At 34.6% G+C, this 23,057-nt stretch carries 23 protein-coding genes; 4 read left to right on the top strand and 19 right to left on the bottom strand.

The window, feature by feature from the left end; all coding sequences use genetic code 11:
* Positions 1-141: 141 nt before the first annotated feature.
* From ED556_RS05340 to ED556_RS05330, 3 genes are read left to right on the top strand one after another with little or no spacing between them, the layout of a single operon-like run.
* Complete coding sequence (locus ED556_RS05340) at positions 142-864, top strand: glycosyltransferase (RefSeq protein WP_296320340.1); 723 nt, start codon at positions 142-144, stop codon at positions 862-864.
* Positions 861-1,484, top strand: coding sequence for a lipid-A-disaccharide synthase N-terminal domain-containing protein (locus ED556_RS05335; protein ID WP_296320337.1), 624 nt, complete (start codon positions 861-863; stop codon positions 1,482-1,484). The genes ED556_RS05340 and ED556_RS05335 overlap by 4 nt, the downstream gene beginning before the upstream one ends.
* The gene (locus tag ED556_RS05330; protein ID WP_296320334.1) at positions 1,477-3,096 is read left to right on the top strand and encodes a glycosyltransferase; all 1,620 of its coding nucleotides are present in this window, start codon (positions 1,477-1,479) and stop codon (positions 3,094-3,096) included. Before ED556_RS05335 ends, ED556_RS05330 begins: the two co-directional genes overlap by 8 nt.
* Here the strand turns inward: ED556_RS05330 and ED556_RS05325 are convergent.
* From ED556_RS05325 to ED556_RS05260, 14 genes are all read right to left on the bottom strand, one after another.
* The gene (locus tag ED556_RS05325; protein WP_296320330.1) at positions 3,074-3,646 is read right to left on the bottom strand and encodes a phosphatase PAP2 family protein; all 573 of its coding nucleotides are present in this window, start codon (positions 3,644-3,646) and stop codon (positions 3,074-3,076) included. The two genes, ED556_RS05330 and ED556_RS05325, sit on opposite strands and share 23 nt — an antisense overlap.
* The gene (locus tag ED556_RS05320; protein ID WP_296320326.1) at positions 3,646-3,876 is read right to left on the bottom strand and encodes a hypothetical protein; all 231 of its coding nucleotides are present in this window, start codon (positions 3,874-3,876) and stop codon (positions 3,646-3,648) included. Before ED556_RS05320 ends, ED556_RS05325 begins: the two co-directional genes overlap by 1 nt.
* An 81-nt stretch (positions 3,877-3,957) precedes the next feature.
* The gene (locus ED556_RS05315) at positions 3,958-5,343 is read right to left on the bottom strand and encodes an MATE family efflux transporter (RefSeq protein ID WP_296320323.1); all 1,386 of its coding nucleotides are present in this window, start codon (positions 5,341-5,343) and stop codon (positions 3,958-3,960) included.
* Positions 5,344-5,393: 50 nt separating this feature from the next.
* A complete protein-coding gene (locus ED556_RS05310) occupies positions 5,394-6,311 on the bottom strand; it encodes an AraC family transcriptional regulator (RefSeq protein ID WP_296320321.1) in 918 nt (305 codons plus the stop codon).
* A 111-nt stretch (positions 6,312-6,422) separates the two neighbouring features.
* Entirely contained in the window at positions 6,423-7,178 is a 756-nt protein-coding gene (locus tag ED556_RS05305) for an SDR family oxidoreductase (RefSeq protein WP_296320319.1), read from the bottom strand.
* A 340-nt stretch (positions 7,179-7,518) separates the two neighbouring features.
* Positions 7,519-8,469 (bottom strand): hypothetical protein, encoded by a 951-nt coding sequence (locus tag ED556_RS05300; RefSeq protein WP_296320316.1) that lies wholly within the window; start codon positions 8,467-8,469, stop codon positions 7,519-7,521.
* Between the two features lie 12 nt (positions 8,470-8,481).
* A complete protein-coding gene (locus ED556_RS05295; RefSeq protein WP_296320313.1) occupies positions 8,482-9,108 on the bottom strand; it encodes a HEAT repeat domain-containing protein in 627 nt (208 codons plus the stop codon).
* Entirely contained in the window at positions 9,105-9,581 is a 477-nt protein-coding gene (locus ED556_RS05290; RefSeq protein WP_366663740.1) for an RNA polymerase sigma factor, read from the bottom strand. The genes ED556_RS05295 and ED556_RS05290 overlap by 4 nt, the downstream gene beginning before the upstream one ends.
* A 197-nt stretch (positions 9,582-9,778) precedes the next feature.
* Positions 9,779-11,101, bottom strand: a complete 1,323-nt coding sequence (locus ED556_RS05285) for a DUF2314 domain-containing protein (RefSeq protein ID WP_296320307.1) — start codon at positions 11,099-11,101, stop codon at positions 9,779-9,781.
* A gap of 3 nt (positions 11,102-11,104) precedes the next feature.
* Positions 11,105-12,046 (bottom strand): nitronate monooxygenase, encoded by a 942-nt coding sequence (locus ED556_RS05280; protein WP_296320303.1) that lies wholly within the window; start codon positions 12,044-12,046, stop codon positions 11,105-11,107.
* A gap of 41 nt (positions 12,047-12,087) precedes the next feature.
* On the bottom strand, positions 12,088-12,537 hold the full coding sequence (locus ED556_RS05275) for a hypothetical protein (protein ID WP_296320300.1): 450 nt from the start codon (positions 12,535-12,537) through the stop codon (positions 12,088-12,090).
* Positions 12,538-12,605: 68 nt separating this feature from the next.
* A complete protein-coding gene (locus ED556_RS05270; protein ID WP_296320297.1) occupies positions 12,606-13,088 on the bottom strand; it encodes a Crp/Fnr family transcriptional regulator in 483 nt (160 codons plus the stop codon).
* Between the two features lie 5 nt (positions 13,089-13,093).
* Complete coding sequence (mnmA, locus tag ED556_RS05265) at positions 13,094-14,287, bottom strand: tRNA 2-thiouridine(34) synthase MnmA (RefSeq protein ID WP_296320294.1); 1,194 nt, start codon at positions 14,285-14,287, stop codon at positions 13,094-13,096.
* Positions 14,288-14,400: 113 nt separating this feature from the next.
* A complete protein-coding gene (locus ED556_RS05260; protein WP_296320291.1) occupies positions 14,401-15,111 on the bottom strand; it encodes a toxin-antitoxin system YwqK family antitoxin in 711 nt (236 codons plus the stop codon).
* Between the two features lie 55 nt (positions 15,112-15,166).
* Between ED556_RS05260 and ED556_RS05255 the strand changes: the two genes are divergently transcribed.
* Positions 15,167-16,183, top strand: a complete 1,017-nt coding sequence (locus tag ED556_RS05255; protein WP_296320288.1) for a fasciclin domain-containing protein — start codon at positions 15,167-15,169, stop codon at positions 16,181-16,183.
* 147 nt (positions 16,184-16,330) lie between these two features.
* Here ED556_RS05255 and yidC read toward each other — a convergent pair whose 3' ends face one another.
* The 5 genes from yidC to ED556_RS05230 all read right to left on the bottom strand — a co-directional run bounded on the left by yidC (position 16,331) and on the right by ED556_RS05230 (position 23,054).
* The gene (gene yidC, locus ED556_RS05250) at positions 16,331-18,247 is read right to left on the bottom strand and encodes a membrane protein insertase YidC (RefSeq protein WP_296320285.1); all 1,917 of its coding nucleotides are present in this window, start codon (positions 18,245-18,247) and stop codon (positions 16,331-16,333) included.
* A gap of 97 nt (positions 18,248-18,344) precedes the next feature.
* Positions 18,345-19,961, bottom strand: coding sequence for a CTP synthase (locus tag ED556_RS05245; RefSeq protein WP_296320283.1), 1,617 nt, complete (start codon positions 19,959-19,961; stop codon positions 18,345-18,347).
* Positions 19,962-20,157: 196 nt separating this feature from the next.
* Complete coding sequence (locus ED556_RS05240) at positions 20,158-20,379, bottom strand: DUF3820 family protein (protein WP_296320280.1); 222 nt, start codon at positions 20,377-20,379, stop codon at positions 20,158-20,160.
* An 89-nt stretch (positions 20,380-20,468) separates the two neighbouring features.
* Entirely contained in the window at positions 20,469-21,014 is a 546-nt protein-coding gene (locus tag ED556_RS05235; RefSeq protein WP_296320277.1) for a DUF922 domain-containing protein, read from the bottom strand.
* A 126-nt stretch (positions 21,015-21,140) separates the two neighbouring features.
* Positions 21,141-23,054: a LysM peptidoglycan-binding domain-containing protein gene (locus tag ED556_RS05230; RefSeq protein ID WP_296320273.1), complete on the bottom strand. Its 1,914-nt coding sequence runs from the start codon at positions 23,052-23,054 to the stop codon at positions 21,141-21,143.
* Positions 23,055-23,057 lie beyond the last annotated feature (3 nt).

Here is a 23,057-nt window from a genome sequence, read left to right as displayed (position 1 = left end):
TTAAATAATATAACAAATAAACAGCTTTTTTAATTGGAAACCTATGCTTATATCAAAGTTAAATGCTTTAAATATTAGCTAATTATTTGAAAATAGATTGTCGCATAAAAACAGTAATTTTGAACTGACTAATCAGCTAATATGGAGAGCAAACTTACCATTATTGTCCCTGTTTATAATGAAGAGGAAAACTTTGAGCGTCTAGAAAATGAGCTCTCTTCATATGTTAAAATTGCCAGTGTACCGACTTCAGTCCTATTCGTGAATGATGGCTCAGATGATAATAGTCAATCTTTAATAGAATCTATCTGTAATCGTCAGAATAACTTCGACTATATTTCATTTAAGGAAAATAAAGGCTTAAGTACTGCCTTAAAAGCTGGTTTTGACACTGTAGAAACTGAATTAGTGGGTTATATAGATGCCGATTTACAAACAACTCCAGAAGATTTTAATCTTCTACTAGAGCATATTAAGGATAATGAACTCGTCACTGGTGTTCGCATCAACCGGAAAGATTCATTAATTAAAAACATATCCTCTAAAATTGCAAATTCTATCCGAAGAGCCTTTACAAAAGACGGCATGGACGATACAGGTTGCCCGCTAAAAATTATTAAAACCAATTATGCGAAGCGTATGCCTATGTTTAAAGGATTGCATCGCTTTTTACCAGCGATGATTCTCTTGCAAAATGGAAGAATTACTCAAGTCCCTGTGCAGCATTTTCCCAGAATTGCTGGAAAACCAAAATTTGGGCTTAGGAATCGTCTTTTTGGTCCACTAACAGATTGCTTTGCCTACTTGTGGATGAAACGAAAGTACATCAATTACGATATTAAGAAGCAGAGTAATACAAATTGAAAGACTGGATTATATATAGTATAGGCTTTGCTGCGCAGTTATTATTTTCTTCAAGATTAATAATCCAATGGTTGTTCTCTGAAAAAAAACAAAGAGTTATTACGCCAACCTCATTTTGGGTTTTGAGTTTAATCGGAGCTTTTCTACTATTCGTTTACGGATACTTACGATTAGATTTCGCAATTATGCTTGGGCAAAGTTTAACTTACTATATCTATATAAGAAATCTACAGCTACAAAAGGTATGGACAAAAGCTCCAAAATTATTACGAATCTTGTTATTAGTTATGCCAATTCTTATAGTACTATTTTACTATAACAACAATAAAATAGATATCGATTTGTTGTTCAGAAACGAAGACATTCCTATGTGGTTGTTGACCTTAGGTATTATAGCTCATATAATTTTTACACTTCGCTTTGTATACCAATGGTTACATTCTGAAAAACACAAGACGTCCTCACTACCAATGGGATTTTGGGTTATGAGTTTAATCGGAGCTTCGTTAATCCTTTGTTATGCCATAATCAGAAAAGACCCAGTGCTCTTTATCGGACATTCGTTTGGTGTATTGATTTATATGCGTAACGCGTATTTAATAAGACAAAATAATGATTAAGTATATAGAAAGATATCCTGTACTTAGTCTATTACTATTTGTAATAGTAATGTTAGGTTTTACAGTTGGTTCAATCCCAGTGAGTATTATGGAAGCTAGAAATTTTATTACAGCTAGAGAAATGATTACCGACGGCAATTGGATCTTAACAACAATGAATGGTATAGCACGCTACGAGAAACCTCCATTACCGTCATGGGCTATAACGGTATTTGGACTTGTCTTTGGTATAAAATCAGTTTTAGCTCTCCGTTGGCCTGCGTTATTATGTTTGGCAGGTATTGGAATCACAAATTTCTTATTATCAAAAAAACTAGATCTTACAAAATCTCATAGCTTAATAAATGGGTTTATTTCTATAACATCTTTTTATATCATAGGTATTGCTCTTGAAGCACCTTCAGACATATTTACACATACATTAATGCTTGTAGCAGTGTATCAGTTATATGACATATTAAAAAATGAAAAAGTAAGCTTTATTCGCGCTGTTCTATTCATTTTATTCTTATGTGCTTCACTGCTTTCTAAAGGTCCAGTATCTTTATATATCGTTTTCTTACCATTTCTCATTGCCTACGGAATTGTATACAAATTTAAAGGTGGAGTTCTTTTCTTCTTGAGGCTTATTAGCCTTACTGTATTGGGTATAGTAATTGGCGGTTCATGGTATCTGTATGTGTATTTAATGGATTCTGAAACACTGCGAGAAATTACCACTACCGAAGCCAATAATTGGGTCAATTACGATGTTCGGCCTTTTTATTATTACTGGAGCTTTTTTACACAAAGTGGGTTTTGGACAATTGCTGCACTAATAAGTTTAATATATCCTTATCTAAAAACTAGAGTCTCAAACCTTAAGGCTTATCAATTCAGTTTTTTCTGGACAATCTTTGGGGTAATATTACTTTCTGTTATTCCAGAAAAAAAGTCGCGTTATCTAATGCCAGTATTAATACCGCTAGCAATTAATATCGGGTTCTATATTGAATATATAATGCGCGAATTCAAGAATTTTAAAACAAAAAAAGAGACTCTACCTGTTTACATTCAATTTGGGATTTTAGGGATTATTCCTATTGCGTTGTCGATTTTGAGTTTGAGTATTGATATGGAATTTTCAAAACTACGTATGGCATTACTTATCATTTCAATATTAATTACCTCAATTCTTATAATTCGTGAGTTAATTAGAAAAAACATAAAACAAGTCTTTTATTTGAGTCTATTGTTTATGCTATGTATTGGACTTTTTGGTATTCCAGTTATGAAAACTCCTGTGAAAGATAATTATAAGCCAGTTTCAGAATTAAAACATCAAGATTTACCAATTTATAGAATAGATTATATCGCTCCAGAAGTGGTATATAATTTTGGTGAAAAAATTATATGTATCCAATCTAAAGACGGTTATGAGCTTCCGGGAGAGCAACAATTTCTTGTCCTAGAATATGAAACCGACATAAGTGAGGTAGAAATATTAAATAAGCTGTATACGATTGAGTTTATTAACACCTATGACCTAAACCCTTCAGATAAGAGTTCTTCTCAATACAATGAACGTTTAATAAACAGATTGTATAAGTTTACTTTGAAAGATATCTATTAGAAATAAATCCAAATAGCTTATAAAATAGAAATCCAGAAATTGCGCCAAAAGCCATTCCGCACATCACGTCTATTGGGAAATGTACACCAACATATATGCGGCTATAAGACACAAGTACTGCCCAGAATAATAAAATAAAAATCAGATTTTTGAAATATGGTCGTAACATTAAACCTCCAAAAACTGCAGCTGCCATTGAGTTAGAGGCATGACCCGAGAAGAAACTTCTATTCGTACTGCAACGTTCAGCAATATATCTTATAACATCTTTAATTTCGTCGCAAGCGCATGGTCTAAATCTTAAAACAGAACGTTTTACAACATTTGTTAATTGGTCTGTAAATGTTATTAATGCAGCTGTAATTAATATAATCACTATTAATTTTCTCCAACCATACTTTAGATAGATTAAGGTCAAAAGAATAGCGTATAATGGAATAAAAGTGAGTTTATCTGTGACCAATAACCAAAACCAATCCCATGTTTCTGAACCTAGGTTGTTAAGAAATACAAAAAGCTGAGTATCGTAATCGAGCAGTTGGTCTAACATTAGTTATCGTCGTAACGTGAAACTTCTCTATCGTAAAATTCAGTAGCTAGGCGAATGTAATTTTCGGTTTCAGTCGCCAATTCTTTTTCGTCGTGTTGGTCAAACTCCTCAAACCATTCTACTTCATCATTTTCAAGATTAATAATAAACCGAGGAAATTCAGTATGAATAATAAAAATAGCATCTGGATAATCTGTATTATCTCCTAAAATGAATTTTGGCAAGACCATGAGTGATAAGTTTTAAGTACTTAAAATTTCGAGTTGCTTTTTTGGCAAAACTACAATTTATTAGCCATTTAACTTATAACTTTAAATACTTTGAGCACTTTTAACTATTAATTTCTTTGTTAGATAATTAAACCGAATATACAATAAAATTGCTGCAGCGGTTAATCCTGCAAGCAATCCAATCCATATCCCAAAACTACCATAGGCATCAGATTTACCAAGGAAATAACTCACTGGAAAGCCAATTAACCAATAGGCAATAAAGGTGATTAAGGTCGGTATATAAACATCCTGTAATCCACGTAACGCACCAAGAGTAATAACTTGTAAACTGTCTGAAATTTGAAATATAGCCGCTGCTAAAAGCAAAGTTGCTGCAACTTTTACAACCTCAGCCGTATCTAATGCATTTTCAGGACTATCAAAATCTACATATAAGCTTGGTAAGAATTCATGAAACGCCACAAAAATCACCGCAAATACAACTGCAAAAATTAACCCAAGTAAAAATATAGATTCAGCAATGCGCTTAAGGGCATTAAAGTCTTTCAATCCTTTTTGATTTCCTACTCTAATCATAGCCGCTACACTTAGTCCCATAGCGACCATAAACGTCATTGAAGATAAGTTAAGTGCTATCTGGTTTGCAGCTTGTGCATTACGTCCAAGAGTTCCGCTTAACCAAATTGCTGCTGTGAAAATTCCAACTTCAAAAAACATCTGCATTGCACTTGGAAATCCAAGGTTAATGATTCGTTTTAACGCGGGATTGGTAAGTTTAAAAAACTTAATCTCTGTAACATAAGGTCGCGATTTTTCTTTCTTAGATAATAAAAACCATAGGTAAAACAGCATCACAAATCTTGAAACCAAAGTCCCGATGGCAGCACCAATTATACCTAATTTTGGAAAACCAAACATTCCGAAAATCAACACATAGTTGATACCTACATTAAGCACATTTGCCAGTATTGTAGCATACATTGGGTATTTGGTTAATGATAAGCCATCACTAAACTGCTTAAACGCTTGAAAAATAATTAATGGCACCAAAGAAAATGCGACTAGGTCTAGGTACGGTAATGCCAATACAACCACTTCTTCTGGTTGGTCCATGATGTACATTAATGGCTTTGCAAAAAGTAATATGGCAAATAACATTAAAGATAATACACTACATAGAAACAGGCCGTGCTTAAAAGCAGATTTACCTTTACCAAAATTGCCTTCTGCATCCGCTTCAGCTACTAATGGTGTGATTGCGGTAGAAAACCCAATACCAATAGACATTCCAATAAATATAAAACTGTTACCAAGCGAAACGGCAGCTAATTCCGCAGCGCCTAATTGACCGACCATAACGTTGTCTACAAAGCTTACAAACGTATGGCCAAGCATACCCAAAATAACCGGATATGCTAATTTTAAATTATATGAAAATTCTTTGGTGTAGTGACTTAAAACCATGCCGCAAAAGTAGCGGTTTTGGTTTTATATTATTATATGAAAATGCCTTTTTAGTTATACGTTTTCCGAAACTCTAGTGGCGACATCTCAGTTTTATTTTTGAATAGTTTTGAAAACGATGCCGCTTGTTCAAAACCTAAACTATAAGCAATCTCACTCACCGAAAGTGATGTGCTTGATAATTTTAGTTTGGCTTTTTCTATAAGCTTATTATGTATGTGTTGTTGTGTACTTTGACCTGTAAGAGACTTTAATAAATTACTCAAATAATTAGGTGATAGATTAAGATGCTCAGCCACCAAAGTCACCGTTGGTAAGCCTTTGTCGATTAAATCATCGTTATTAAAATAGTCTGTAAGAAGTTGATCTAATTGCTCAGAAATCTGATGATTAGCTATTTGCCTAGTGATGAATTGCCGCTCATAAAATCTATTGGCATAATTGAGTAATAGCTCTAATTGAGAGACGATTATTTGCTGACTAAACTTATCGATATTGGCTTGATATTCGCGCTGAATATTTTTGAGTAAATCCTCAATCATAGCTTCTTCTTTTTCAGAGAGAAATAAGGATTCGTTGACACTATACTTGAAAAAGTCGTACTTATGTATAGACTCCGCAAGCGATGTATTCCACAAAAAATCTGGATGAATAAGTAACAACCAACCTGAAGGTTTCGCAGCATTAACATTTGGGTTATCACCCAAGCTCATAATTTGATGCGGTGCAATGAATGTCATCACACCTTCATCAAAATCATATTCTTGTTGCCCATAAAAAAGCTTGTAAGGTATATTTCGCTTCAAACCAATAGTATAATAGTCTTGCTTCCATCGTAGCGATGTAATATCTGAAGGATAACTCACCGTGCTATAATCCACAAGACTGATTAACGGATGTTCTGGTCCTGAGAGATTTGCCAACTTATGGTAATCTGCTACCTTTTTAAAGTGTTTTAGGTCTTTCATTATCCTAAAAGTATTAATTTATTTGTCATTCTGAACTGAGCGAAGCATCTAATTATCATATAAAATTCTTCGTTTTACTCAGAATGACATTTTTTTTTAAATGACTGACAATTAAACCAGCATACCACCAGAGACTTCAATACGTTGTCCGTTAATCCAACCTGCTCTATCCGAACATAAAAAGGCAACGGTACCACCAACATCTTCTGGTTCTCCTACTCTACCTAAAGCCGTAATGCTAGAAATAATAGCTGCTTTTTCAGCGTCTTTATTACTACCACCAGCAAAATCTGTTGCAATAGCACCTGGTGCAATAACGTTGGCTGTAATCTTACGCTCACCTAACTCTTTAGCTAAATAACGCGTAAAGACCTCAATAGCGCCTTTCATAATAGCGTAGGATGACATACCTGGTAAGCTAAATCGTGTTAATCCACTAGAGATATTAATAATACGCCCACCATTATTAATGTATGGTAAAGCCGCTTGGGTTAAAAAATACACGCTTTTTAGATGGATATTCATCATTTCATCGAACTGGTTTGCTGTAGTATCTGCGACCCTATTAAAGGTACCTGTACCCGCATTATTCACCAAAAAATCAAAGTTTGGGCTACCGTTTTCTTTTGTTAGGTAATTAGTAGCTTGCTCCATAAATGCTTGACCGCTTTTGTAATCGTTAGCATTAAACGGAAACGCTACCGCTTTTTGACCTAAAGCCTCTATCTCCGAGATGACCTCATTGGCTTTTGTAATATTGGTGTTGTACGAAAAAATAATATGTACGCCATCTTTTGCGAGATTAAGCGCCATATCGCGACCTAATCCTCGACTTCCTCCTGTAATAATTGCAGTTTTTTGACTCATTTTTTGTTTGTGTTTTAATTCAGTACAAAGTTGAGTCTTATCTACAAGCGCTATTTATCTAAATCTATGAAGGTGTTGTCCGAATCTATGGTTTGAGGGTTTTTAGATAGGTTTTGGAGTTACGCTTATCGTATAAGATATAATTCGTCTTGATGAAGTATATCGCTAGATAAGCGAAGTTAGATTTTTAATCTATAAAATCAATACGTAGAATTACGTAATTTTTAGGGGTAAAATGGTGTTTTTGGGAAAATGGACGTCAAATAACAAAGTTTCAGTGCTTACCCTTTGCAGTTTGGTAAGCACTGAACCTTAGTTTAAAGTATAAAAATAGCAGGTATTATCCTTTTCTGAGATACACGCTTCCAGAGCCTGCAGAGAGCTTCATTTTGGTTTTACCAGAGTTTAACTCCAAGTCCATACCTTTTGTACCGTCGCTTATGGTTTCGCTTAATACCTTAAAATCGATATCGCTTAAAATACGGTTACCAACAGCATCTACTTTAATACTCGCATTTTTTGGTATGGTGACATCTATATAACCGTCGTTACTAATTAATGAATACAAGTTTGTTGGTGTAATATCATCAAAAACTACGGTAATATTACCGCCAATAGTATTGGCAACTACTGGTCCACTGACATCGGTGATGCTTATAGAGTTATAAGATGCTGATATCTCGGCTTCGCCTTTAAAATTCTCTAATTTCCATGGTTTTGAATCTGAGGCTACAAAAAATGTATTTGAGTTTTTCTTTGCACAATCTTCGATATTCCATAATAGCTTTATAGAATTAGGGATTAACAACTCGTACTTATTAACGATGCGATAAAAAGATCCTTTTAGTGTTAATGCATTTTGATTAGATTTTCCAGACTTTGCATAACTATAATCTCTTAGTATTAATTCGCCAGGGTTCTCCGTAATATCTAAATACAAATTATCTGCAGGATTGGTAGACTTGTTTCCAAGAGGCTTAAGTCCTTTTTCTAATTCTCTTTTCTTATCACTATTAGTAAAGAAGACTCTTAATGGTGATGTTAATGAAGAATCTGTAGCTGTTCTGAGTTTACTATTTTTATCAGAGAATTTAAAATCTGTCGTAAATCGTGTGGTATTATTTACGCTTTTAATAATGACTTCATCACCATCATAACCCGATATTTTCATGTTGGCACTTGAGCAAATTTTTAATGTGCCAGTATTAAATTTAATTCGTTTCTCGTTGTTTTGAGAATTGCCTACACCTACTATTAGAAGAAGTGTAACTATTGCTATTATTTTTTTCATTCTATTCGTTTTTTATTGATTTAACATTGCTAATAATGCCGAAGCATTGCCTTTAACTATTGGTAAGGACTCTTTGTCTTCGATGATGCCTTCTAGATTTGGTTTTGCGCGTTGCTCTCTTAAAATAGCCACAGACTTTATAAGCTTCAATTGTACTAAAGGTTCTTTTTCGTTGCCTAAAGCGTCAATAAGCGTATTCCTCACCGTTTGATTATCTGGGAATTTTAAAAGGGCATCGATCACCGCGATTTTAGAATTACTATCTGAGTCTTCTTTTAAAATTTTGAAAAACGCATTAAGGATTTTTTCGTCTTCTTTTTGGTTTTCGTACAAATCCTCAATCTCATAAATGGCTTCTAAACGTGTGCTGCTTGTTTGGTCATCCCCTAAAGCCATAACCAAATTATCTCTAATAGCCAGTTGTTCTTTTCGGTCTTCGTTATAGACATACCCAATAGTGGCCAACAACATAATACTAGCAGCAATTGCGACATATCGCATTATTTTAAAGCGCTTTATTTTATTAGAATTGTGCAATTCGGCTTTTAATCGTGCTTCAAAATCTAAGCTGGCATCTGCTGGCATTTGCTGATCATCAAATGCGCTTTTGTGCTCCTTTATAAATTTCTCTAAACTCATAGTATTAGTTTATGTTGTAATTGCTGCTTTAAAAGACGTTTACCTCTTACATACTGATTGCGTACTGTATTTTCATTAAGACCCAATTGCGCTGCAATTTCTTTATGCGTATAGTCTTCAATTAAATACAACACAATGATGATGCGGTATTTGTCCTTTAGATTGTTTATAGCATTTTTTACGTCTTCAATTTTTAAAGAAATGTCTTCGTATTCCTCATGTTCTTCGTCTTGAAGTTCCACCGATTCTCGCAACCAACTTAATTTCTTTTGCCGTCGTAAAAAGTCTAAAGAACAGTTGATGACGATACGTTTTAACCAAGGCCCAAGGTTAAGGTCGTTTTCTAACTTAGACATATTTTGGAACGCTTTAATAAAGGCATCATGCACGGCATCTTGTGCATCTTGTTTGTTTTTAATAATCCTGAAGCTCACATTGTAAAGCATATCCTTGTACATCAGATATACCTGCATCTGTGCTTTTAAATTATTGTTTTTACAAGCTTTTATTAATTCCGGATGTTCCAAAAATTAGTATTCGATTGGTTTGTTTTATTTAATAACGGCACTTTTTGAAAAATGTCTCAAAAATTTTTAAGTCGCTATTAAATTTATCGAATATTAAGGACTATGTATAGAGGATTTTTACTGAAAGTCTATCGCCTTATTGATTAGTTTCTCATTTTTTCAATGATTTTACCAGTCTCATTACCTTCCATGCTTCCATCGTCATTATATAAGATATAATCGAACATGTCGTCAATGTTTTTTTCCACCTGTTGACCAGCTTTAAGATCTGAAATGAATCTTGGTTCGTTTTGTAATAAACCTATGATGAGATCACCTTCCCATTTTACAACTTCAACCCACATCCATTCTCTTTGGTCATCTTCATCAAAAGGAAACTTAATTAGTAGATGAGAGTTTATACCAAGCCCATTTTGAAATTTATCATATAATTCAGGGACTTTGGCTCTCGCATCTTCACTTGCCTTGAGTAATAAATCATCATGCTTTATCATTGTGACTTCATCTAAAGACCCAAAAAGTAACTTTATGGTCTCCATTTGTGCCACCTGAGTATCTTGTAGAGGAAAAGCAATTTCCATTAAAATATTTTCTGGATCGCCTTCTTCCCAGCGACCATTTATTATATCTACTTCTGCCTTACCAACAGCATTGTCGTACATAGAATTAATAACCATGGATTTGTACGATTCATTTTGAATAGCATTAACGTCTAAAGTCAGTTTACCTTTATTTTCAATCTCATCTTTTTCGAATAAAGTTTGAGCCGTTACATTGATAAAGGTCATTAAATCTTCACTGCTCTGACAAGATAAATCTTCAATCGTAATATCTGGCAATCCAAATTTTAGCATACCCAATGTTATGGCTCTACAAAAATCCTCTTTTTGATAAAAGTGAATCGTTATATGATTTGCAACAGTTATCGCATTGCCTTTTATTAATAGATTTTTATTCCAATACTCTTCACTAATGCTATTTCTAGTCTCTAAATCGTAGATAATAATATCGTGGTTCTTAGTGAGATCAGATATGTAATTGTTGGCGTTGTTATAAGCTTTCAACAGTAACTCTTGCTCAAAAACAAATTGTAAAACAAATACCTGAGAAGACTTTTGCATAGCATTCATCTCTGCATTTGTAAGGCCCAGATTTTTGTACTTAAGGAATTCTAAATCAGGCGCAGTGAATTCTTCCTCAACATTTTGGATTTCGGTTACTAAAACATTTATACCCTTTACATCTACTCTTTCAGGAAAGGATTCAATTAATGTAATATCTGGATAGTTTTTAGATACTATAGATTTAATATCATCAGAAGATACTTTTTCTTCTCCCAACATATATATCCCATATTGAACAAGGATTTTGTCATCCGACAATTTACCCGAATTAAATTCGGTTTGTGAGGAAACTGTGAATGTTAAACATAGCGTTAGAATAGATAGATATTGGTGTAATTTCATGCGTTACAGATTTGTTATCATTTTTTTTGATGCCTCAAACTCAGAGATAATGTCCTCAACGATTTGAGCTACAGGTTTTATATCGTGAATGAGTCCAGAAATTTGCCCGATTTCTAATTCACCATCTTCCAAGTCGCCTTCAAACATGCCGCGTTTTGCGCGTGCACGCCCTAATAAGGTTTTAAGTTCTTCAACAGATGGGCCAGTTTTATAGAGTTCTTGGACTTCATTATAAAACTTATTTTTTATGAGTCGTACTGGTGCTAATTCTTTTAAGGTTAATTGTGTATCACCTTCTTTTGCGTCTACTACAACGTCCTTGAAAGCTTGATGTGCCGAAGATTCTTCACTTGCTACAAATCGACTACCGACTTGTACACCATCTGCACCTAAAACCATACAGGCAAGCATGGCTTTTCCTGTGGCTATTCCGCCAGCAGCAATTAAAGGAATGCTCAGCTGCTCTTTTACCATTGGAATTAAAGTGAGAGTAGTTGTTTCGTCACGACCATTATGTCCACCAGCCTCAAAACCTTCAGCCACAATAGCATCTACGCCTGCTGCTTCAGCTTTAAGTGCAAACTTTACACTACTTACCACATGTACAACGGTGATGCCTTGATCTTGCAACCACTTGGTCCAGGTTTTTGGATTACCTGCAGAAGTAAACACAATCTTCACATCTTCTTCTACAATGATATCCATGATCTCTTCGATATTAGGATACAACATTGGTACATTAACACCAAAGGGGTTATCGGTAGCAGCTTTACACTTCTGAATGTGCTCACGCAACACATCTGGATACATAGACCCAGCACCAATCAGTCCTAAAATTCCTGAATTACTCGCAGCCGAAGCCAAGCGCCAACCGCTATTCCAAATCATTCCGGCTTGAACAATTGGATATTTTATATTGAAAAGAGATGTGATTCGATTTGCCATAACAAAAAATTATGGCTGAAAGTTACATAAATTTCACTGTTTTAATCTAAGTTCTTCGTCTTGAAATAGACATAAAAACTAGTAATAATTGCTAACGAAGACACAATGGTCATTACAGTCCCAGGCATAAACTTATTATAACCTCCTAAATCTATAAATAGGAAATAACCCAAATCTGCCAAACCACCAGTAATAGCCGCCAAAAATATCGCATGTGTATTGCCTTTCCAGATGTAAAATGCGCAGATGAACGTCACAATACCAATCCAAAATAAGTTAAATCCATGTTGCCCTATAATAGCACCAACGGCTTTAGGATAGTCCATATCTAAGCTTTGTGGGTCTATACCATCGGCAATACCTACAACTGAAGCAGTGATATCATTGGTTAATACACCTTTCATGGTCATTACACCTGCTAAGATGTGCACAAGTCCCCAAATAATCCATAAGACTGATGATATTTTTAATAAGGCAGAGAAATTCTTCATAGTTGGTTAGTTTTTAATTAGTGATAACCAAAAATCGCGAAGAAATCTAAGAAAACCCTTAATCTAGATTAAGAATCAGATGTTTTCTTGGTAATGCGTTCTTTTTTGATTTTGCTTAATGCTTCTGGCGTAATACCCAAATAGGACGCGATCATTTTTTGGGTAACACGTTGTAAGATTTCAGGATAAGTATTTTCAAAATGCTCATAACGCTCTATTGCTGAAGCACTTTTAAGCATAATAACACGCTTTTGTAATGCTGAAAGTCGTTTTATTAAGGCAGGAACATTTTTAGTCTCACGCTCTAAATCTTTTTCAAAGACTAATACTTCAGAATCTTCAAGAACATCAATATATAAATCACAAGGCATCTCTTTTGAGTTATTATCGGCGATGGTCCAACCCTCAGGAGCAAAAAGAAACACGTGTTCTTTGCCTTTATCATCAATAGAATAGCTTCTTAAAAGCCCAGAAACGACATGATATACTTTTGAATTTAAATCACCTGAATTTTGTAAAATAGTTCCTTTTTTGACGTCAACTGGCTCCATAAGAATTAAGAAATAACTCCAGAACCTAAAAGCTCTTCATTAGTATACCATGCTACAAATTGACCTTCGGTAATTGCAGATTGCTTGTTCTTAAACTCTACATACAACCCTGAAGATACTTTATAAAGTGTTGCCTCTTCTAATGGTTGTCTGTAACGAATGCGTGCACTAACATTTAGAGTTTCACCATCTTTAAGCTCTAGATCTTCTCTAATCCAATGCAGTTCTTCGTTTTGTACAAATAATACTGAGCGTAATAAGCCTGGATGTGTTTTACCTTGACCTGTATAGATGACATTCTCATTAACATCTGTTTCAATAACAAACAAGGGTTCTTTTGTACCACCAACTGCTAGGCCTTTACGTTGCCCTTTAGTAAAATAATGGGCACCTTGATGTTTGCCAACAATTTTTCCTTGAGAAATGGCGTATTCTGGTTTTGAAGAATGAAATGCTAACTCACTAGCCTTTGAATCAAATCGTGGAATAGATTTATGATAGGTGTCTAACGATTCAGGAATTTCAACAATAACACCTTCTTTTGGTTTAAGCTGTTGCTGTAAAAAATCTGGTAGACGTACCTTACCGATAAAGCAAAGCCCTTGCGAATCTTTTTTCTCTGCTGTGATTAAATCTTGAGCCTTGGCAATTTCCCGAACTTCAGGCTTTGTCAACTCTCCAATTGGAAATAAGGCTTTTGCTAATTGTGCTTGAGATAACTGGCACAAGAAATACGATTGATCTTTATTACCATCTACACCTGCTAATAACTGATGTACGTGTTGCCCATCTTTTTCAATTGTAGCTTTACGACAATAGTGACCTGTCGCTACATAATCTGCGCCTAGTTCTAAAGCAATATCCATAAAGACATCGAACTTAATTTCGCGATTACAAAGTACATCTGGATTTGGTGTACGCCCATTTTCGTATTCATTAAACATGTAATCTACAATACGTTCTTTGTATTGCACGCTTAAATCTACAGTCTGAAAAGGAATACCCAATTTATTCGCCACTAACATGGCATCATTACTGTCTTCTAACCAAGGACATTCGTCAGAAATAGTTACGGAATCATCGTGCCAATTCTTCATAAATAGGCCGATAACCTCATAACCTTGCTCTTTTAAAAGGTATGCAGCTACGCTGGAATCCACGCCTCCAGAAAGTCCTACTATGACACGCTTGTTATTCATTTTAATATATACTTCCGAAATAGGTTCGAAAAACTTGGGCAAAATTACAAAATAAAAAAGGTAACCATTTGCAGGTTACCATACTTAAAGCCTATTGATACTATAGACTAATGCTATTGTTTTTTGAAGATGACTTTATCATTATTATGGTCAACCTTTTTAGTTAATTCACCATTCTTATAATATTCCCAAATGCCCGTTTTTAAATTAGCATTGTAATTTCCTTTTGCTTCCATGTTTCCTGAAGCATCATAATATAAAGATTCGCCATTGAGCTTATCCTCTTTATAGTTTGATTCTTGCAAGAGTTTGGCAGATTCTGAATATGTTTTGGTGACACCGTCGCGCTTACCATTTTGGTATTCTGAAGTTTCAGCAATAGTACCACTAGTAAAATAAACTTTGCGGGTACCTTCTAGTTGTCCTGTTGCATTATAAGTTTCTTCAGTCATAATAGTAGTCGAATTTTTATGATAAAAGAGCCACTTACCAATAAATTTCTTACCATCCATTATTCCTTTGCTAATGACGGAACCATTTGAAGCCAAAAATGAAACCTCGGCTTTATTATTATTAGGATTAAAAACTTTTATAGCACTAAGTACACTTCGTTTTTGTTTAAGCTTGTAGAACTTAAATGTGTCTATTTCTTTACCATGTTCAAATTGTCCTTTGTAACGCAACTGGTTGGTATTTGGGTAGTTTTTTTGCCATATACCGTGCCTTTCACCACTTTCATCGAACTTATTTACAGAAACTTGAGCATCCAAGGATGTTAAAATTACTGTTAAAAAAAATGCAAATAGAAATTTATGTTTAATCATTTTTTAATTTTATTAAACAAGATGAACAATATATTTAACTTTTAAACTCAAAAAAATGAAAATTATTTCAAAAAATTTAAAGTTCCTAGCAGTTTTTATCATGGTATTAGGTTTGACTGCTTGTGACAGTGATGATGATAACACACCTACTGTACAAACTGTTGTTGACGTAGCTGTGGCGAATGGCTTTACCTCTTTAGCCTCTGCTTTAGAACGTGCTGACCTAGTATTGACTTTAAGAGGCGATGGTCCTTTTACTGTATTTGCTCCTGACAATGCTGCTTTTCAAGCTTTATTAGATTCGAATCCTGCATGGAATTCAATTGATGATATAGAAATTAGCTTATTAACTAACGTATTGTTAAACCATGTAATTATAGGTACTGAAGTACAATCTTCTGCTATCACTAGTGCCGGTATTTATGCTAATGTTGGTGCCACTGGACCTGGAAATAATAATTTAAGTATATACGCAAGAGAAAATGCTGGTACTGTTGAAATCAATGGTGGTGACGCTACTACTGCTGGTGCAGATGTAACATCCGCTAATGTTGGTGCTGATAACGGTATTATACATGTTATTAATAAAGTATTATTACCACCTACAGTTGTGGATATGGCTTTAGCAAATCCTGAGTTTGGAAGTTTAGTAGCATCTTTAACTACTGCTGGTCAGCCAGATTTCGTAAGCATCTTATCAACTGCTAATGGTACTGCTCCTGCTCCATTCACAGTATTTGCTCCAACAAATGCTGCTTTCCAAGCATTATTAGATTCAAATATGATGTGGAACTCTCCTGCTGATATTGATTCTGCCCTATTAACTGCAGTTTTACAACATCATGTGTTGGCAGGAAACAATGTTCAATCTGGTGATTTAAACCAAAACGGTGATACTGTACCAGAAACATTACAAGGACAAAACATTACAATTACTTTACCTGGAACTAACGGTAATATTGCAGATATTACTGATGGTGCAGGAAACTCTGCAGGAATTATTGCTGTAGATGTACAGACTGCAAACGGTGTAATACACGTCATTAATGCAGTTTTATTACCTGCTACCTAATAAACGAAAAAGTCGAGGCTGATTACCTCATTTTTTATATTGATTGATTTAGTTAGTATAGCCTTCCATTCTCATGGAGGGCTTTACTTTTGAGTATAAAAAAAGCCACAGATAAAACTGTAGCTTTCTTATAATATCTAGAATTAATTATTTCTTCTTTTTGCGCTGCTGCATTTGCTTTTGTTGCTCAGCTTGCTCCATCATTTCAGCCATTTTCTTCTGAAAACGATTTTGCTTCTTAGGCTTACTCTTACTAATTTCTATTTTAGCTAGTACCTTTTCCTCGTCAATGATATAGTTTTTAATCACTAACATAATACCAATACTAATTAGGTTAGATATAAAGTAGTATAAACTTAATCCAGACGCATAGTTATTAAAGAATACCAACATTAGTAATGGCGAAAAGTAAATCATATACTTCATCATCTTACTCATATCAGGCATCCCTTCTTGTGGCGGCGCTTGCATAGCTGTTTGTTGACCAGTAGTCATTTTCATATAGAAGAAAATAGCTATTGCTGCTAATATTGGAAATAAACTCACGTGATCTCCATAAAACGGAATATTGAATGGCAACTGTGCAATAGAATCGTATGAACTTAAATCATCTGCCCATAGGAAACTTTTCTGTCTTAAATCGAAAGCTGTTGGAAAAAACATAAATAGGGCATAAAACACAGGAATTTGCATTAACCCGGGTAAACAACCACTCAAAGGGCTAGCACCAGCTTTACTTTGCAATGCCATAGTTTCTTGTTGTGCTTTCATTTTATTGTCTTTGTACTTAGCACGTATAGCATCTAGCTCAGGTTTTAAAATCTTCATTTTTGCCTGAGATAAAAACTGCTTGTACTGTACAAAAGATAGTAGCATTTTTACCAAAACAGTCATTACAATAATAGCAATACCATAAGGTAAGAAGCTACTTAAAAACCCAAATAATGGGATAAAAACTGCTTTATTTATCCACCCAAAAATTCCCCATCCAAAAGGAATACTCGCTTCAAGGTTTTTATCATAGGTTTTTAAAACCTTACTATCTGTAGGCCCATAATACAAGCCCATTGATTTGCTAAAGTTTCCACCTTTTAATTCAACAGGTATTTTTGAAGCGTATAGTTTTGTAAAAACGGTATCAACTTCTTCGTCTTTAACCAAATCCTTAGAAGACATGTTTACCGACTTAAATGGTGTATCAGCAACTAATATGCTACTAAAGAAATGCTGTCTGTACGATAACCAACTTACATCAGAGACGACTTCTTCATCATCATTCATTTGAGCGAGCTTGTCTATTTTATCGCCATCATGCTGATAGGTTAAACGTGTATATCTATTCTCGTAAGTAATACTTTGGTCATGTCGTAGCCCTTTAAGTTTCCAATCTAAGTTGATTTCTTGAGAACTATTAACCACACCATCCAAGCCTTGAGATTGAATGGTAAAATCTATCATATAATCATTAGGCTTCAGCTCGTATCGGTATTCTAAATATTTAGATTCGGAGAATTTCAGTTTCATTGAGACCACTGTATTCTCACCATTTTTAGTAACCGAAGGTTGAAATGGTTTATCTTCTGTATTTAATATGCGATTATCTGTCGTCGCAAAATTAAGATTGAAGTTGGTATTACCATCTTTAACTATATAGATTGGTAGCTCATCATAATCTACAAATTGTGTCAGCCTAACTTCGGCAAGATGACCACCTTTATTGTTAAATTTTAATGCTAAAACATCTGTTTCAACATCTGTAGTACCATCAATATCAGTTCCTAGAGAATAGGCAAAAGCTAAATCTCCTAATTTATTTTGAAGCATTGCTTGTTTTAGAGAATCAGGTACATTCTCATTATAGTCTTCTATTGGAGTGGTTATAGCTGTTAAACTCTCATCCTGCGCTTTGGCTTGTTTTGCAGCTTCGACTTGCTCTGTCTCAGCTTGTTTTTGAGCTTCTAGTTCTTCTGGAGTTGGTTGGTTTTGATAAAAATACCAAATCATTATTCCAAAAAGGAGTACAAAACCTATGACTGTATTTATGTCTAATTTCCTTTCTTCCATGTGTATTTAAAGATGTATCGGTCTTAAATCGATTCGTTTTATTTGTTCTGGATATTTCAAAAAGCTATCCAAAATACTAATTTGTGCCAAACTGACACTACTTGTTGGTTTTATATGCTAAAGCAGCTGCTACAAAAGACACAAATAATGGATGTGGATTAGCGACAGTACTTTTGTATTCTGGATGATATTGCACACCAACAAACCAATTGTGTGTAGGTAATTCAATGATTTCTACCAAGCCAGTCTCTGGGTTAAGACCAGTAGCTTTTAGTCCAGCAGCTTCAATTTGTTCTTTATAATCGTTATTAAATTCAAAGCGGTGTCTGTGACGTTCTTTTATTTGAGATTGTCCATAAGACTTAAGAGATATACTATTATCTGTAAGCTCACAATCCCAAGAACCCAAACGCATTGTTCCGCCTTTGTTTACTACATTTTTCTGAGATTCCATTAATGCAATAACAGGATGTGATGTCTGTTCATCCATTTCTGTAGAATTAGCATCTCGCAATCCAAGTATATTTCTGGCATATTCTATTACCGCCATTTGCATACCTAAGCAAATGCCTAAAAAAGGAATATTGTTTTCACGTACATAACGCACAGCATCAATTTTACCTTCAATACCACGTTCGCCAAAACCTGGTGCTACCAAAATACCATCTAAATGACTTAGTTTCTCTTCAACATTCTCTTTAGATAAATATTCTGAATGAATAGACTCTACCTTAACCTTAACTTCGTTTTCTGCACCTGCATGAATAAACGCCTCTAAAATTGACTTATATGAATCCTGAAGTTCTACATACTTACCTATTAAGCCAACAGTAACTTCGCTTTTTGGATTTTTATGACGCTTTAAAAACTCATTCCATCGTGCCAAATCTGGAGTACCACTTGATAAGTCTAACTTTTTTAAGACCACTTTATCCAAACCTTCATCAAGCATTAAATTTGGCACATCGTAAATTGTTGAGGCGTCGATAGACTGAATCACAGATTCTTTCTCAACATTGCAAAAACGTGCTAACTTGGTTTTAATACCATCGCTTAGCTCATGCTCTGTACGACAAACTAAAATGTCTGCTTGTACTCCACTTTCCATCAATGTTTTTACACTGTGTTGTGTTGGTTTGGTTTTTAATTCACCAGCAGCTGATAAATATGGTACTAACGTCAAATGAATAACAATAGCATTATGCTCACCCAAATCCCATTGTAACTGACGCACAGCTTCTATATATGGTAAAGACTCAATATCACCAACAGTACCACCAATTTCGGTAATCACAATATCGTAGTCGCCTGAGTTTCCTAGAATCTGAATACGATGTTTAATCTCGTCCGTAATATGAGGAATGACCTGAACCGTTTTACCTAAAAATTCACCGCGACGTTCTTTGTCAATAACACTTTGGTAAATACGACCTGTAGTCACGTTATTAGCTTGTGATGTAGGTACGTTTAAAAAACGCTCGTAATGTCCTAAATCCAAATCAGTTTCAGCACCATCATCAGTAACATAGCATTCACCATGCTCATAAGGATTTAATGTACCTGGGTCAATGTTAATGTAAGGATCTAATTTTTGAATGGTGGTTCTGTAACCTTGTGCCTGTAATAATTTGGCTAGAGATGCAGCAATAATGCCTTTTCCGAGAGAAGAAGACACACCGCCAGTTACAAAAACATACTTAGGGTGAGTTGTCATGTTGCGCTTTTAAACGCAGGCAAATTTACAAAATAAAATGAGGAATTTAGGAAAACTTTAAGGTTTGTTGAAACTTAGATTTTAGAGTTCTTAATCTCTTGATTTTAATGGTTTTTTGGTTAAATTCGTTTAACGTCTGATATAAATCATTAGAAAGATTCATATCATTACTAGTTAAACGAAATATCAAATTAACCTAATACTCTTTCTTAATCTTATAAATCAATTCTTCTAGCCCGTTGATTTTAATATCGTGCATTTGTTGCATCATGTTTCCGAGCTTTCCTTTAGGGAATCCTTTTTGTTTAAACCACGTATAGTAATACTCCGGGATATCTACTAAATATTCGTCTTTGTATTTACCAAAAGGCATTTTGTATTTAGCAAGTTCTATGAGGGCATTTTTGTCTGGCTGCATATTTAAAGACACTTCGAGTGCACTTCGACCCTTCGACTGCGCTCAAGGCAGGCAAGCTCAGTGACCACGCTCAGTGTGACGATTGTGATTTATTTGGTTTTAAAGGCGTTTAATTTTTTAAGCTCTGCTGCAACATACGCTTGCCAAGCAGCTTGTTTGGGTCTATCTATAGAATGCCTAGTCTCTTCGTCGTATAATTGTTGCATTTGTGACGACGCTTTACTTATGGCTTTATACAATTGATTGAGTTGAGACTTAATTTGAGATGATGGTCTTAACTGGCTAATCTTTTGTCTAAACATACGAGCATGTAACTCTGTAATATCAAAATGCAATTGCTCGTGCTTAAGGATATGCTGTGTGGTATGCTCTTTTTTAAACCATGATTTTGTGGGGTAAAACACACAATCTACATCTGTACTAAAATCGGTAACTCTACTACCTTCTCTATTAATTGAAAACCCAAAAGATATTCCTGATGCAGTTAATGCGGCAGCATCTGTATTAGGGTTTGGTCTATCTCTAAAATCTGAAAACTTAAGTGGTCTGTTTTCATTCCAAGACATGGTTTCTAAATCGTTGTTTTGGGCGCCAACACAACTTACAAACACTAAAAAAACAATAAATAAGCGCATAAATTAATTGATGAGTTTCGTTCTATAACGTGAGCTTAACTTTTATTATTGCAATTTTTATTTAAACAAGACTATAATACTAAAGACATTTCGACTGCACTTCGACTTCGCTCAGTGACCGCGAATCTAGTCGACCTCAACAATATTAAGGTTGTCGAATTTTACAATATAAGATGCCTCATTAATGTAACCTCCAAATAACTTTTTGTTATATCTAAACTTGTTTTCAACGTACTGTGTTTCGGTATCCATATTAGATAATCCGTCTTCGCTTGAGGCTAAACGCAATAATATATCTAAAGTTAAATCGTAACCACGAGTAGCATATTTGCTTGGTGTAACACCATATTTGCGCTTGTAATCAGTTACAAAGTTATTATTCAAGCTTGTATCGTATTGCTTGTTTACCGTTGGGTAATGAAACTTAAGATTAGACAAATGGTAGTTATTATCTGGGTCTTTGCTTTCAAATGCCTTACTCTTATCTGTAGTGGTTAAAATAATTTCAATATCCTCAATAGCTAGCCCATTAAGTAAACTGATAATACTAGAGCCAAAAGAGACATCATCGGTTTCTAAAAACACTACATTTTTGCCTTTTTTAAATACGTTTTCAAATCGTGTTGGGTAAATAAAATAAGCATCTTTACCGTTATCCTTGCCTTTCGATTTTACTAACTCTGAAAAGAACTGTCGCGCTGATGGAAACGCTTTCTTTAGATCGTTACTCACTGTTCTGTGTTTTTGATCTGCAATAATGAATATCTGCGTAATAGTGCTATCACGCTTTACATAATTAATCATTTTATCTGCCAGAATCTTTTTATTGGGAATGGTTTGAAACACGTTTCCTGATACTTTGGAAGGCATCGCTAATGGCGCGAATACCGGCACATTTCCATTAACGGTAGAAGCAAATCGGTCGAAAGTTTTTCCCATCATAGGACCAATAACGGCATCGTAATCAGAGAAATCTTCACTATCAATGATATTAGCGATTTCGGATATTCTATTCTCTGTATCAAATACTTTAAGATTAGTTGAAATTCCTAAATTTTTAGCTGAATCTAAAGCCATAAGTACGCCTGAATGAAAGTCTAAAGCTGTGCTGAGAATACGATCATTCTTTATCATATCTTTTGCTTCAGCTACAGAATCTGTATCTATTCTACTCAAACGGAATGGCAACAGCATAGCCAAATGCTTAGTACTTGTATTAGTAATATTATCTCTTAAATCTGTAGTGTTACTGTCTTCAAGAATAGCTGCATCAGTCTCTATTTCTTTAGGTAATTTTAATACCATACCGGCTTTTAGACCTGATTCTTTTAGCTCTGGATTTAAAGTTTCAAGCTCTTCTTGCGTTAATCCTAATTTTATTTTTAATCTGTAAAACCCTTCTTTTGGTAGCACTTCATAATAGTTATAGTCCTCAGTCGTAGGCTTTTCTTCATTATTGGCAATGTTAGGCACATTGAGTTCATCTCCAGGTTGTAAAACTTCATTCATATTAGGATTTAAGTCCATCAAGTCCTGCACTGTAATACCAAACTTGTACGCTATACGCCATTTACCTTCGCTAGGTAACACAACATACTTTTTAATAGTATTAGATAAGCTTTGTTTTGAAATTACTGTTTTAAACCTTGGTATGCGAATACGGTCGCCCTTTCTTAAGTTTTCAGAATATAGTCTCGGATTTGCTTTCTTTATGTCGTCTTCTGTGACATTATACTTTTTTGATAAGCCATAAAGCGTTTCTTTACGCTTCACTTTATGCCTTTTGTAGTCGATAACTTCTTTAGTTTCTTCTACAATTTCATCATTTTTTACTCTAGAATTAGGAATAATTAGTGTGGTATCAGGCCCAAAATTGTTTTTAGCATCAGGGTTTAATGCTAACAAATCAAAAGGAGTTACTAAATACGTTTTAGCAATACTCTCAATAGTTTCGCCTACTTTTACTTTGTGCGTTTTATAGTTCTGTGAACTAAGGCTAAGTGTAAGTGTAAATACAATTGCGGTTAAAACGTTTTTCATCAA

It is taken from the genome of Winogradskyella sp., assembly GCF_003712105.1.
Classification (GTDB): Bacteria; Bacteroidota; Bacteroidia; order Flavobacteriales; family Flavobacteriaceae; genus Winogradskyella.
This window is presented reverse-complemented; position numbering and strand designations above follow the sequence as displayed.